Raw genomic sequence first — 13,641 nt, 5'->3', positions numbered from 1 at the left:
ATGGAATCGTCAGCCGGCGATTTCACTTGTTTCGTAAACTGAAAAAGGAACTGCATCGTGATCAGCAAGAAACAATTCGTTGTGTACGGCATCGCCGGCATTGCATTGATGGTGGCCGTGATGCCTGCGGCGCAGGCCGCCGGCAAGCCTTTCATCACCAAGGAACCTGCACGCGTCACGGCCGAGCAATCGCAGGCTGGCGCGCGCCTGATCGTCAAATACAAGAAGGGCACCGCCGTCAGCGTTGACCGCAATGCCAAGCTCGGCGCGGTCAATTCCGCCGTGGGACGCGCCGGTTTGAGCGCGGCGCGCGGCCAGGTGGCCGCGACCCGCGCGAACTACGTTCGCAAGCTCGGCACCGGCGCCGAACTGTTCAAGCTCTCGCGTCGCGTGCCCGAAGCGCAGCTGCAGCAGCTGGTGCGCGAGCTTCGCGCCGATCCGTCGGTGGAATACGCGCAGGTCGACCGCATGCGCCGCATCGACGATGCGCCGATGCGCAAGGTGCTCGCCGCGACCACCGAGGCTTTCACGCCCAACGACCAGTATTACGCGCAGTACCAGTGGCATTTCCACAATGCCGTGGGCGGCGTCAACGCGCCGGCGGCGTGGGATATCTCGAAGGGAGACGGCGCCGTGGTCGCGGTGCTGGATACCGGCGTGCTGCTCAACCATCCCGACCTGCAGGCCAATCTGCTGGAAGGCTACGACTTCATCACCGACGCCTTCGTCTCGCGCCGTCCCACCGACGAGCGCGTGCCCGGCGCCAAGGACTACGGTGACTGGACCCTCGATGCCGACTGCAGCGCCGACTGGGTCGGCGAGCCGAGCAGCTGGCATGGCACCCACACCAGCGGCACGGTCGCGGAAGTCAGCAACAACAGCATCGGCATGGCCGGTCTCGCCCATAACGCCAAGGTGCTGCCGGTGCGCGTGCTCGGCCGCTGCGGCGGTTATGACTCCGATATTTCCGACGCGATCATCTGGGCGTCCGGCGGCACCGTGGACGGTGTTCCGGCGAATACGAATCCGGCCGAAGTCGTCAGCCTGAGCCTGAGCGGCCCCGGCGCATGCGACGCCGCCACCCAGGATGCGATCAACGGCGCCAACAGCCGCGGAACCACCGTCGTCGTTTCGGCCGGCAACCAGGCCGCCGACGCTTCCACGCGCAGCCCGGCCAACTGCAACGGCGTGATCACCGTCGGCGCCACGCGCGTCACCGGCGGAATCGCGTACTACTCCAACTACGGCACCACCGTCGATCTGTCCGCACCGGGTGGCGGCGGCAGCGTGGACGGCAATCCGAACGGCTATGTCTGGTCCACCGGCAGCGACAGCGAGACCACGCCGGAAGCAGGCGAAGCTACTTACTTCGGCCTCGGCGGCACTTCGATGTCGGCGCCGCACGTCGCCGCCACCGTCGCGCTGGTGCAGAGCGCGCTGGCCGGAGCCGGACGGGATCCGCTCACGCCCGCGGCGATGGAAACCCTGCTGAAGGAGACCGCGCGTCCGTTCCCGGTCACCATTCCTTCCGGCACGCCGATCGGCACCGGCATCGTCGATGCCAAGGCCGCGCTCGACCAGGCGCTGGAAGTGCCGTGCGATCCGGAGACCGAGCAGTGCGGCCCGGAGGCCACTCCGCTGGTCAACAAGACGCCGGTGACCGGCCTGTCCGGCACGGCTGGCAGCGAAGTGCTGTACAGCTTCGAAGCCAGCGCCGGCAGCGTGCTCAGCTTCATGACCTACGGCGGCACCGGCAACGTCTCGGTGTACGTCAGCTTCGACGCCGAGCCGACCACGAGCGTCTACGACGCCAAGTCGACCCGCGTCGGCAACAGCGAAACCGTGCGCTTCACCGCCCCGCAGGCGGGTACCTACTACATCAAGCTGGTGGGTGCGGCGGCGTACAGCGGCGTCACCCTGGTGGCGCGTCAATAAATCGCATCGTCCTCGCGAAACTTTGGACCCCGGTTTCCAGCCGGGGTCTTTTTTTGTGCCGGGAACAGGGGTTTCGAGGCGGATTCACGTCCGGTTCGCCCCGGGATCGGCGCTGTGAGCGCAGCCGCCCGCTGTGATGTCGGGCATGCGGGATGACCTGCTAAAGTCGGCTTTCTTCAGGAGGTCGCAGTGAGCGCAGTCGTTCAGGAGCCCGGACACGAACATTCCGCCGTCGGCCCATCTGTCAACGAGGGTGCCGCTGGCGTGCGTGCCGCTGACGAGCGCATCGTCGCGGCGCTGCTGGAGAAAGGCCGGCTCAAGGAAGCCGACCTGGGACGCGCGCGCCGCCTGCAGGAGGAAACCGGTAACGATCTGCTGTCGTTGCTGGCGCGGCTGGGCCTGGTTTCCGAGCGCGACCACGCCGAAACCTGCGCGGAGGTGCTCGGATTGCCGCTGCTGACCGGCAAGGACGCGCCGGATGCGCCGCCGGAGATGCCGGCGGAAGCCCAGACACTGTCGACACGCTTCCTCAAGCAATTCCACGTCTGTCCACTCGGCGAACAGAACAACCGCCTCGTGCTGTGGATGGCCGATCCCTACGACACCTACGCCGTGGACGCGGTCCGTCTGGCCAGCGGCAGCGAGGTCGCGCTCGCCGTCGGCCTGCGTTCGGAGATCGACGATCTGATCGAGCGCTGGCACGGCCAGGGCCGCAGCGCGATGGGCGCGATCGTCGAGACCGCCGACGGCGAAGGCGGCGGCGACATGGACGATGTCGAGCATCTGCGCGACCTCGCCTCCGAAGCTCCCGTCATTCGGCTGGTGAACCTGATCATCCAGCGCGCCGTCGACCTGCGTGCGTCGGACATCCACATCGAACCGTTCGAGAATCGCCTGAAAGTGCGCTACCGCATCGACGGCGTGCTGGAGGAGGGCGAAAGCCCGCCCAGCAATCTCACCGCCGCCGTGATCAGCCGCATCAAGATCATGGCCAAGCTCAACATCGCCGAACGCCGCCTGCCGCAGGACGGCCGCATCATGCTGCGCGTGCAGGGCAAGGAACTCGACCTGCGCGTGAGCACCGTGCCCACCGCGCATGGCGAATCGGTGGTGATGCGTCTGCTCGATCGCGAGACGGTGGTGTTCGATTTCCACAGGCTCGGCTTCACCGACGAGTTCCTGCCGCAATTCCAGAAGGTGCTCGACCAACCGCACGGCATCCTGCTCGTCACCGGTCCCACCGGTTCGGGCAAGACCACGACGCTGTACACGGCGCTGTCGAAGCTCAACACGGCGGATGTGAAGATCATCACCGTCGAGGACCCGGTCGAATACCAGATCGAAGGCATCAACCAGATCCAGGCCAAGCCGCAGATCGGCTTGGATTTCTCGCACGCGTTGCGCTCGATCGTGCGTCAGGACCCCGACATCATCATGATCGGCGAAATGCGCGACCTGGAAACATGCCGCATCGCCATCCAGTCCGCGCTGACGGGCCACTTGGTGCTGTCCACGCTGCACACCAACAACGCCGCCGGCGGCATCACGCGCATGCTCGACATGGGCGTGGAGGATTATCTGCTCACCTCCACCGTCAACGGCATCCTCGCGCAGCGTCTGGTGCGGCGCTTGGAACCGACGCATGCGGAGAAATATCTGGCCTCGCCGGAGGAGATCGAGAAGTTCAGCCTGCGCCGCTATCAGCCCGAGGGCGACATCTATCTCTATCGTCCGCGCGGCTCCACGCTGGCACCCACCGGATACCACGGCCGCACCACCATCATGGAATTCCTGGTGATGGACGACGAATTGCGCCGCGCGGTGATGCGCCATGCCGGCATGGGCGAACTCGAGCAGCTCGCCAAGCAGGCCGGCATGCGCACGATGTACGAGGACGGCATCATCAAGGCGATGGCCGGGTTGACGACGATCGAGGAAGTTTTGCGCGTAACGGAGGATGCGTGATGCTCTTGTTCGTCATTCCCGCGAAGGCGGGAATCCATGGACGTTTCAAGGACGAAATCAGTGGAAAGACAACCTTGTGTGTACATTTTGGCAAGCGATAGGAACGGAACCTTGTACACCGGAGTGACCAGCAATTTGATAGCCAGAACTTGGCAACATCGCGAGCATGTCGTCGATGGTTTCACGAAACGCTATGGGATTGCGCGCTTGGTTTGGTACGAGTTGCATTCCACGATGGAGGCGGCGATTCAGCGGGAGAAGCGAATCAAGAAGTGGAATCGCGCATGGAAGGTTCGACTGATAGACGAAAGTAACCCGCCCTGGCGCGATCTGTGGTCCGATATCACTGGGCAGATGCCTAAAGCAGACGTCCATGGATTCCCGCCTTCGCGGGAATGACGAGCAACAACGAAGCCTCCGAGCCATGCCCCTCTACCGCTACAAAGCCCTCAACACCCGCGGCGAAATGCTCGACGGCCAGATGGAAGCCGCCAGCGACAGCGAGGTTGCGCTGCGCCTGCAGGAACAGGGCCATCTGCCGGTCGAGGCGACGCTCGCCAGCGGCAGCGGCGGTGAATCCACCTGGCACGCGTTGTTCAAGCCCAAGCCATTCGCCGGTGAACGGCTCGTGCAGTTCACCATGCAGCTTTCGACGCTGCTCGGCGCGGGACAACCGCTCGACCGGGCGCTGACAATTCTGCTCGAGCTGCCAGAAGACGAGGCCGCGCGCCGCACCATCACCGACATCCGCGACGCCGTGCGCGGCGGCAGCGCGCTGTCGACGGCGCTGGAACGCCAGCACGGCACCTTCTCGCGCCTGTACATCAACATGGTGCGCGCCGGCGAGGCCGGCGGCAGTCTGCAGGAGACGCTGCAGCGCCTGGCCGAATATCTCGAACGCAGCGGCGCGCTGCGCGGCCGCGTGATCAATGCGCTGATCTATCCGGCGATTCTGCTGACGCTGGTCATCGGCGCGCTGATGTTCCTGCTCGGTTACGTCGTGCCGCAGTTCGCCGGCATGTACGAGAGCCTCGATGCGGAGATGCCGTGGTTCACTCAACTCGTGCTGGGCCTCGGCCTGTTCGTGCGCGACTGGTGGATCGTGCTGATCGTGGTGCCGGCGCTGTTGCTGCTGTGGCTCGACCGCAAGCGCCGCGATCCGGCGGTACGCGCGCGCTTCGACGAATGGATCCTGCAGCGCAAGCTGGCCGGCTCGCTGGTGGCCAAGCTCGAAACCGCGCGCCTGGCGCGCACCCTCGGCACGCTGCTGAAGAACGGCGTGCCGCTGCTCACCGCGCTCGGCATCGGCCGCAACGTGCTCGGCAACCGCGCCCTGGCCAGCGACGTGGAAGCCGCGGCGGACGAGGTGAAGAACGGCGTCGGTCTGTCCGCGGCCCTGGCCAAGGGCAAGCGCTTCCCGCGGCTGGCCCTGCAGATGATCCAGGTGGGCGAGGAGTCGGGCGCGCTCGACACCATGCTGCTGAAGACCGCCGACACCTTCGAGCAGGAGACCGGGCAGGCCCTGGACCGCATGCTGGCGGCCCTCGTGCCGGTGATCACCCTGGTCCTGGCCGGCATCGTCGGCGCGGTGATCATGGCGGTCTTGATCCCGATCTACGGCCTCACCGATACAATCCAGTGACGCCGTGCCGTATTCAGGGGACAGAACGGCCGTCCGGGCGATGAACCATTTGCCCGGTCGTCGATCCAACATCTGGAATTCAGGTTCGGTCATTTCCCGGCTGGCGGGAAATGCGAGACTTCGGCGTTCCTGGCGGCCAGGCGCCGTATTTGACAGGTTTTGTTGACAGTTTTTGACCCGACAACTTTTTAGGATGCAAGCGATGAGGCGTTCACGTTCCTTCCCCGGCTCCCCGCGTTCGGCACAGGCGGGTTTCAGCCTGATCGAAATCATCATCGTCACCGTGCTGATCGGCGGCATCGTCGCGTTCGCGGCCAGCAGAATCCTGGGCGGCGGCGACAAGGCGAAATTCAAGCTCGCGCAGGCACAGGTGCAGACCCTGGCCGAGAAGGTCCAGTCCTATCAGATGGACACCGGCAACCTGCCCGCTTCGCTCAACGATCTCATCACGCAGCCCGGCGGCGCCAACAACTGGCTCGGTCCGTATGCGAAGGAAGCGGATCTGAAGGATCCGTGGGGCACGCCGATCGAATACAAGGTGCCCGGCGACAACAAGCCTTTCGATCTGGTCAGTCTCGGCGCCGACAAGCAGGCCGGCGGCGACAGCGTCAAGGGCGACATCAAGTTCGAGTAAACGTGAAATTCGGCAGCCGGGATTGGCAGGGTAGGGAACCGGTTGCCGCAGTGCGGACATCGGGGGAGCGTCCCTTGCCCGCCACCGCTGTGCTGCGATCGCACAATGCCTTCGACGGACATCAGCGCGGTTTCACGCTGATCGAAATCATCGTGGTGATGGCGATCATCGCCGGTGCCGCCTTGCTCGGCGTGATGGCGGTGACCGGTGGTTTCGAGCGCATGCAATTGCGCTCGGCGACGCAGGATGTGGCCGCCAACCTGCGCTTCGCGCGCGCGCAGGCGATCGCCACCGGCACGCCGCAGCGTTTCGTCATCAGCCCGAGCGAGCACACCTGGGAAGGCGCCGCCGGACGCCAGGGACGCATCTCCGACAAGATCTCGATCCGCTTCTTCGGCGCGCGTGAAGTGCAGCCCAGTCGCGGACAGGGCGCGATCGTGTTCTTCGCCGACGGCGCTTCCACCGGCGGGCGCGTGCAACTGGTCGTCAAGCGCGCAGGCTGGAATGTCGATGTCGCTTGGTTGACCGGAGAGGTCAAGTCGTGGCGCGCGGAAACGGTGCCGCCATGAAACACGGAATGGGGAGGGCTGCCGCGCGCGTGCGGCATTCGGCAAAGGGGAAGCAAACCGGCTTCACTCTGATCGAAATCATCATCGCCTTCGCGGTGCTGGCGCTCGCGCTGACACTGTTGCTCGGCACCTTGTCCGGCTCGGCGCGGCAGGTGCGGGATTCCGCCGATGCGGGGCGCGCGGCGCTGCATGCGCAATCGCTGCTCGCGCAAACCGGCGTTGGCGAGGTGTTGCAACCGGGCGCGCGCGATGGCGAGTTCGACGACGGCAAATATCGCTGGACGATGCAGATCAGCGATTACACCGATCCGCTGCGCCCGCGGCAGGACGCGTTGCAGAATCCTGGCGCGCCGCATCTGCTGCGGCTGGCCTTGACGGTGCAGTGGGGCGACGGTGGGCCGGGGCGGCAGTTGTCGCTGGAAACGCTGCGCCTGGCCACGCCGGACATGACGCAGAGCGTGACGCCATGAATCCGCGATTCGGCAGAACATCGATCCGGGCTTCGCGACGCGCGCATGCGCGCCGGCGCCAGGTTTCCGGCTTCTCGCTGATCGAAGTGCTGCTGGCGGCGACGCTGTTGGCGGCGGGATTGGCCGTGGCCTTCGCCACGGTGCGCGCGGCGACCGCGACCAAGCAGCGTGGCGAACTCATTTCCGAGCAGAACGAGCGCATGCGCGCCGTCGAAGGCTTCCTGCGCCGCCGCATCACCTCAGCGCTGCTGATCGGATTCGCCATCGATACCAGCACCGGCGAGCAAACCCGCTTCATCGGCGAATCCGATCACATGCGTTTCGTCGCCGACCTGCCGGACTATCTCGGCCGTGGCGGCCCGCATCTGCACGACATCCGCGTCATCGACGACGGCGGACAGGCGAAGCTGGTGGTGTCCTTCGCGCCGGTGGTGGGAAACACGGTGGCGGAAGAACGGCAGCCGCGTCCACCCGAACCGATGGTGCCGGACCTGGTGTCCGTGAAGATGCGCTATCGCGGCCTCAACGCCGAAAACAAGCTCGACGAGTGGGTCGACAAGTGGGAGACGCCGGACCGGCTGCCGGTGCAGGTGTCGATCGACATCGAAAGCAAGGTCGCCGGCCAATGGCCGCGGCTGGTGGTGTCGTTGCCGCAGGCGGGCAATCAGGCGCCGGGGGTGTTCCGATGAGGAACGCTCCGGCCGCGCGCGCGCGCGGCGTCGCCCTGCTGCTGGTGATGTGGATCATCGCGCTGCTGGCCACGCTGGTCGCCGCATTCGCGTTCTCCGCGCGCATCGAGCGTCTGCAGGCGCGATCGCTGGATCAGGAAGTGGTGGTCGGACAGGCCGCACGCGCCGGTCTGGAGTACGCGCTGACGCGGGTGTTCGAGAACGATCCGCGCCTGCGCTGGAAGCCCGACGGCCGGCCTTATCCCTGGGCGTTCGGTGATGCGCAGGTGGAAGTCAGCATCGTCGACGAATCCGGCAAGGTCGACCTCAACACCGCCGACGTGCCGTTCCTGAGCCAGCTGTTCGTGGTGCTCGGCACCGACAAGCAGGAAGCCGACCGGCTCGCCGCCGCGATCGCCGATTGGCGCGATATCGACAACCTCACTCAGCCTCAGGGCGGCGCCGAGGACCCGGATTACGCGTCGGCGGGCCTGCCGTACGGCGCCAAGGACGCGCCTTTCGATACCGTCGCCGAGGTGGAACAGGTGCTGGGGATGACGCCGCAGCTCTACGCCAAGGTGGCGCCGCTGCTCACTGTATACAGCGGGCAGATGCGCCCTGATCCAAACTACGCGCCGGCCGAAGTACTGCAAGCACTGGGTGTGGATGCGGCGCCGATCCTGGCACGCCGCAAGCAAACCCAGCCCAAGCCTGGCGACCTCGACGACTCCGCGCTGTTGGGTGGCGGCACCGGTACGTATAGTATCGTCAGCCGCGCGCGGCTCCGGGATGGCCGCCAGGCAGTGCTGAAGGCCGTTGTGCGTGCGGGGATCGGTACTGTGCCGGGATCCGCTTATCTGGCACTGCGATGGGAAGAGGGAGCCATTCCGCGATGATGTCCGCGGTCGACAACACGAGCGCGTCGCCAGGCTCGTTCCGACAAAGGTTCGGACGGGTCGGCGGGCGCCTGCGTCCGGGGTTCAACGGGTTCTGGACCTGGTGGACCGAAGCGCTGGCGAGCTGGCTGCCGGCGCGCTTGCGCGCCCTGTTCGGCCTCGCCCACGAGCGCCTGCTGTTTCGCCATGACGGCGCCGACCTGCATCTGCTGCTACAGCGCGGGGAAGGCAACGAGGAGCTCGGGCAGATCCCCTGGGCGCCCGAGGCTGGCGGCGCCACGGAGATCGGTACCGACGACCCGCTGGCGGAACTGCTCGCCCAGCGCATCGTCGATCTGCCGCGCTGGCTGCTGCTGCCGGCAAGCGCCGGCCTCAGGCGGCGGCTCACCCTGCCGGCCGCAGCCGCGGACCGCCTGCGCGACGTCGTCGCTTTCGAAATCGATCGACAGACCCCCTTCGCCGCCTCCGATGTGCATTACGACGCGCGTGTCATCGCGCGCCGCGGCGATCAGCTCGACGTCGAACTCGTCGTCGTCCCGCGCGCGACGTTCGACAAGGCGCTCGCCGCGCTCGGCCCGCTCGGGGCCACGCTCGCCGGTGTGGACGTCGTCGACGGCGAGGGTCGCGCGCTCGGCATCAATCTGTTGACGGACGGGCAGCGCCGCCGGCGCAGCGATCCGTGGCGGGTCTGGAACCACGTCTTCATCGTCGTCGCGCTGCTCGCCTTCGGCGTGGGGCTGTGGCAGATCCTCCAAAACCGTCGCGAGGTCGCCGCCGAACTCAAGCGCGAAGCCGATCAGCACGGCAGCCAGGCGCGTCAGGCCGCCGCCGCGAAGCGTCAGCTGATCGACCGGGTCGAAGGCCTGCGTTTCCTGCAGGACGCACGCGCGGGCCGGCCGACCGCCGTCGAGGTGATCGACGAACTCGCGCGCCGCCTGCCCGATACCACCTACGTCGAAAAGCTTGCCATCGAGGACACGCGCCTGACGCTGATCGGGCAGAGCAGCGAAGCCTCGGCGCTGGTGATCAAGCTGGAGGGTTCGAAGCTGTGGCGCCAGCCGGCGCTGACCGGCGCGCTGCAGCCCGATCCGCGCACGCACCGCGACCGCTTCACCCTGACCGCCGAACTCGCGGTCACCGACGCCGCCAAATCGCAACCGGGAGCCGTCGATGTCCGAACGCCCTGAGCGCGACCGCTGGCTGGCCCTGGGCATTCTCGTCGGCGTGCTGGCGCTGGCCTATTTCGTGCTCGTCCACCCGTGGTGGACGGCGCCGATGCTGGAAGTCAACGAGGAGATCGCCTCGCTGCAACAGCGTGATCTGCGCGCGCGGATGGAGCTGAAACAGGAACCGCAGGTGCGCAGGCGCTTGCAGGAATTGCAGCTGCAATCCAGCCGCGTTCCCGGATTCATGACCGAGCGCAGCCCGGAACTGGCGACGGCGAGCCTGGTGCAGCGTCTGGAAACCGCGGTTGGAGAAGCGAGCCCGGGCAACAAGAGCTGCGCGATCCAGAACCGCTCGCCGACCACCGATTCTCGTCCGCAGCGCTTCCCGCGCGTAGTCGTGCAGGTGCGCCTGCGCTGCGGCAATGCCGAGCTGGCGACCGTGCTGTATTCACTGGAAAACGGCTCGCCGCGTCTGTTCGTCGACAATCTGAACATCCTCTCCACCAATTTCTTCGTCGCCCAGCAGCAATCGCGACAGGGTGCGGGCCTGGACGTGAGTTTCGATCTCTACGGCTATCTGCAGCCGGCGGCGGCACCGGCGCAGCCGGCCCCGAATTCGAATCCCCCTGGACCAGGACCGGGAGGTGTCAATGCGCCGGGTTGAAACGGCAGGCGCCAAGACCTGGCTGCTGGGCGGGCTGGCGCTGTGGGCGCTCGGCATGTGGGTGTTCGCGCTGATCGGTATCGGCGGCAAGGTGGCGACGCTGGAGGACGATCCGACACTGGCCGGTCGCCTGCCGCAGCCGGTCGCCAAGGTACCCGAGCGCCTCGGCCCCTTACCGCAATACGCCGCCATCGGCGAACGCCCGCTGTTCACCGACGATCGCCGTCCACAGCCTTTCACCATCAACCCGGAAGGCGAGGAAGCGAGCAAGGCGAACGCCTTCGATTACGTGCTCACCAGCGTCCTGCGCACACCGGATTTCCAGATGGCGATCCTGCAGACGCCCGACGGCACCGGCGAACCCATGCGCGTGAAAGTCGGCGACGCGCCGAAGGCCGCGCCGAACTGGCATCTGACTTCGGTCGATACGCGCAGCGCGGTCTTCAATGGACCGGAAGGCGAACGCAAGCTCGAATTGCGCGTCTTCAACGGCACCGGTGGTGAACCGCCGACGGCGATCGCGGCGCCGCCTCCGCTGCCCCCGCCGCCCCCGATTCCGGGGCAACCCGTGCCATCGCCCGCCGTGAACCAGGTGCCGCCGCCACGCCCGCCGCCGCAAAGCGCCGACGTGCCGCCCAATCCCAATCCGGCCGATGCCGCGCAGGACGCCGCCACGCAGCAACAGATCGAAGCCATCCGCAAGCGCATCGAAGCCCGCCGCGCCAAGCTGCGGCAGGAAGCGCAACAACGGCCGCCGCAGCCGGGCCAGAACCCATAGAGTGCACGCAATGAATGTTCGTTCCTTCTGTGTCGCCTTCCTCATCACCCTGCTCGCGGGCTGCGCGACGGTGCCGACGCCGAACGTGCGTCGCGACAATACCGTGGAAGCGCCGGCCGCCGGCGAGACCGACCAGGACAAGGGGAGCAGTGCTCCGCGCGACATCCGCAAGGACAACCGCGAGACCGGCGGTGCGCGTCCGCAGATCCGTCGCGGCACCGGTCAGGCCATCAATCGCGAAATCGCCGCCTCCACGCCGCCCAGTCTCGGCGGCACCACAGGCTCGGCCACGTTCAATTTCGAAGGCGAATCGCTGCAGGCGGTCGCCAAGGCCATCCTCGGCGACATGCTCGGCCAGAACTACGTCATCGCGCCCGGCGTGCAGGGCACGGTGACACTCAACACCGGCAAGCCGGTCAGTCCGGCCGAAGCGCTGTCGGTGCTGGAAATGGTGCTGGGCTGGAACAACGCGCGCCTGATCTATAGCGACGGCCGCTACAACATCGTGCCCGCCGATCAGGCCGTCTCGACCGGCGCGGTCGCGCCGCGCACGGGCTCGGCCGCCAACGCGCGCGGCTTCGAATCACGCGTGGTGCCGCTGAAGTACATCTCCGCGACCGAGATGGAGAAGATCCTCAAGCCGTATGCGCGCCAGGGCTCGATCGTCAACGTCGATTCCGGCCGCAACGTCATCACCGTCGCCGGCAGCCGCACCGAACTCGAGAATTACCTGCGCACCATCCAGATCTTCGACGTCGACTGGATGTCGAGCATGTCGGTCGGCGTGTTCCCGCTGCAGACCGGCAAGGCCAGCAAGGTGGTGCAGGACCTGGAAAAAGTCTTCGGCGAGCAGAGCAAGACCCCGGTCGCCGGCATGTTCCGCTTCATGCCGCTGGAAGGCGCCAACGCGGTGCTGGTGATCACGCCGCAGCCGGATTATCTCGACCAGATCCAGCAGTGGCTGGAGCGCATCGATGGCGCCGGTGCAGGCGCGCAGTTGTTCTCCTACGAATTGAAATACGTGAAGGCGAAGGATCTCGCCGACCGGCTGGCCGATGTTTTCGGTAGCAGTGGAAGTCGTGGCGGCGGCGATCAAGGCGGCGGCAGCGCCTCCCTGATGCCGGGGCTGTCGCCCACCGAGATCAAGGACGGTGGCGTGGACAACGACTCGGGACTGAGTTCGGCCTCGACCGGCGGCGATTCCCTTGGAGGCGGAAGCTCGGGCGGCGGCGGTTTGGGCAGCGGGTCGCTTTCGCTCAGCCCCCGCCAGGGCGGCAATGGCCGCGTCACGCTGGAAGTGGAAGGCGAGCGTGTCGGTGTTTCGGCGGTGGATGAAACCAATACCTTGCTGGTGCGTTGCACCGGCAGTGCCTGGAATTCGATCAGGGACGTCATCGAACGGCTCGACATCATGCCGTCGCAGGTGCACATCGAGGCGCAAGTGGTGCAGGTGCAGCTCAAGGGCGATCTTGAGTGGGGCGTGAGCTGGTACCTCGAGAAAGGCATGACCGATAACGGTATCGGGCCGTTCCCGCAGCCAGGTCAAGGCGGACCAAGCAAATGGAGCACGCTGGGCGCCGTCGTTGGTGCCGGTACCGCAGGCGGCGGAGTTTTGTGGCAGTTGGTCAAGAACGATGCCGCTGCGGTCATCAAGGCTCTGGACGAGGTAACCGATGTCCAGATTCTGCAAACTCCCTCGGTATTCGTGCGGAACAATGCCGAGGCAACCTTCAATGTCGGCGAACGCATTCCGATCGTGTCGACCTCGGTCAATACTGGTGTCGGAACCAGCACTTCATACAATCAGGTGCAGTATCTCGATACGGGCACAATTCTCAAGGTGCGCCCACGCGTCACCAAGGACGGCATCGTATTTCTCGATATCGTTCAAGAAATCAGTCAGCCATCCAGCGAACCGACCGAGCAAAATCCGAACGTCCGTATTTCAACGCGCAGACTCAAGACGGAAGCCGCGGTGCAAAACGGCAATACCGTCCTGCTTGCAGGCTTGATCGGTGACTCGGTCAATCGCGGTTCCAACGGAATTCCGGGGTTGAGTCGTATTCCGATCATCGGTGGGTTGTTTGGTGGGCAGCACTCGACCACCGAGCGCACCGAAACAATCGTGCTGATCACGCCCACCATCGTCCGCAGCCCGGAAGAAGCCAACGCGCTCACCGACGAATACAGCCGCCGCTTCCGCGCGATGGAACCCCTCCAGCCCAAGCGGAAGAAATAATGCGGAAGACCGGGG

At 66.0% G+C, this 13,641-nt stretch carries 13 protein-coding genes; all 13 read left to right on the top strand.

Annotation, left to right across the window (positions count from 1 at the left end):
* Positions 1-60: 60 nt before the first annotated feature.
* The 13 genes from LG367_RS10410 (at position 61) to gspD (ending at position 13,626) form a co-directional block, all read left to right on the top strand.
* Positions 61-1,935 (top strand): S8 family peptidase, encoded by a 1,875-nt coding sequence (locus LG367_RS10410; protein WP_425490951.1) that lies wholly within the window; start codon positions 61-63, stop codon positions 1,933-1,935.
* Between the two features lie 264 nt (positions 1,936-2,199).
* Positions 2,200-3,900, top strand: coding sequence for a type II secretion system ATPase GspE (gene gspE, locus LG367_RS10405; RefSeq protein WP_226469279.1), 1,701 nt, complete (start codon positions 2,200-2,202; stop codon positions 3,898-3,900).
* Between the two features lie 36 nt (positions 3,901-3,936).
* Positions 3,937-4,299, top strand: a complete 363-nt coding sequence (locus LG367_RS10400; RefSeq protein ID WP_226469160.1) for a GIY-YIG nuclease family protein — start codon at positions 3,937-3,939, stop codon at positions 4,297-4,299.
* A 25-nt stretch (positions 4,300-4,324) separates the two neighbouring features.
* Positions 4,325-5,542: a type II secretion system protein XpsF gene (xpsF, locus tag LG367_RS10395; RefSeq protein WP_226469159.1), complete on the top strand. Its 1,218-nt coding sequence runs from the start codon at positions 4,325-4,327 to the stop codon at positions 5,540-5,542.
* 202 nt (positions 5,543-5,744) lie between these two features.
* Positions 5,745-6,176, top strand: coding sequence for a type II secretion system major pseudopilin GspG (gene gspG, locus LG367_RS10390; RefSeq protein ID WP_226469158.1), 432 nt, complete (start codon positions 5,745-5,747; stop codon positions 6,174-6,176).
* A 74-nt stretch (positions 6,177-6,250) separates the two neighbouring features.
* Positions 6,251-6,745, top strand: a complete 495-nt coding sequence (gene xpsH / locus LG367_RS10385; RefSeq protein WP_226469157.1) for a type II secretion system protein XpsH — start codon at positions 6,251-6,253, stop codon at positions 6,743-6,745.
* On the top strand, positions 6,742-7,215 hold the full coding sequence (gene xpsI / locus LG367_RS10380) for a type II secretion system protein XpsI (protein WP_226469156.1): 474 nt from the start codon (positions 6,742-6,744) through the stop codon (positions 7,213-7,215). Before xpsH ends, xpsI begins: the two co-directional genes overlap by 4 nt.
* The gene (locus LG367_RS10375) at positions 7,212-7,904 is read left to right on the top strand and encodes a prepilin-type N-terminal cleavage/methylation domain-containing protein (RefSeq protein WP_226469155.1); all 693 of its coding nucleotides are present in this window, start codon (positions 7,212-7,214) and stop codon (positions 7,902-7,904) included. Before xpsI ends, LG367_RS10375 begins: the two co-directional genes overlap by 4 nt.
* Positions 7,901-8,779, top strand: coding sequence for a type II secretion system minor pseudopilin (locus LG367_RS10370; RefSeq protein WP_226469154.1), 879 nt, complete (start codon positions 7,901-7,903; stop codon positions 8,777-8,779). The genes LG367_RS10375 and LG367_RS10370 overlap by 4 nt, the downstream gene beginning before the upstream one ends.
* Positions 8,776-9,966, top strand: coding sequence for a PilN domain-containing protein (locus tag LG367_RS10365; RefSeq protein ID WP_226469153.1), 1,191 nt, complete (start codon positions 8,776-8,778; stop codon positions 9,964-9,966). Before LG367_RS10370 ends, LG367_RS10365 begins: the two co-directional genes overlap by 4 nt.
* A complete protein-coding gene (gene gspM / locus LG367_RS10360) occupies positions 9,950-10,609 on the top strand; it encodes a type II secretion system protein GspM (protein ID WP_226469152.1) in 660 nt (219 codons plus the stop codon). Before LG367_RS10365 ends, gspM begins: the two co-directional genes overlap by 17 nt.
* Entirely contained in the window at positions 10,596-11,387 is a 792-nt protein-coding gene (locus tag LG367_RS10355) for a general secretion pathway protein GspN (RefSeq protein WP_226469151.1), read from the top strand. The genes gspM and LG367_RS10355 overlap by 14 nt, the downstream gene beginning before the upstream one ends.
* Before the next feature lie 10 nt (positions 11,388-11,397).
* Complete coding sequence (gene gspD, locus LG367_RS10350; RefSeq protein ID WP_226469150.1) at positions 11,398-13,626, top strand: type II secretion system secretin GspD; 2,229 nt, start codon at positions 11,398-11,400, stop codon at positions 13,624-13,626.
* Positions 13,627-13,641: the final 15 nt, after the last annotated feature.

This window comes from Luteimonas panaciterrae, from assembly GCF_020511115.1.
Classification (GTDB): domain Bacteria; phylum Pseudomonadota; class Gammaproteobacteria; order Xanthomonadales; family Xanthomonadaceae; genus Luteimonas; species Luteimonas panaciterrae.
This window is presented reverse-complemented; position numbering and strand designations above follow the sequence as displayed.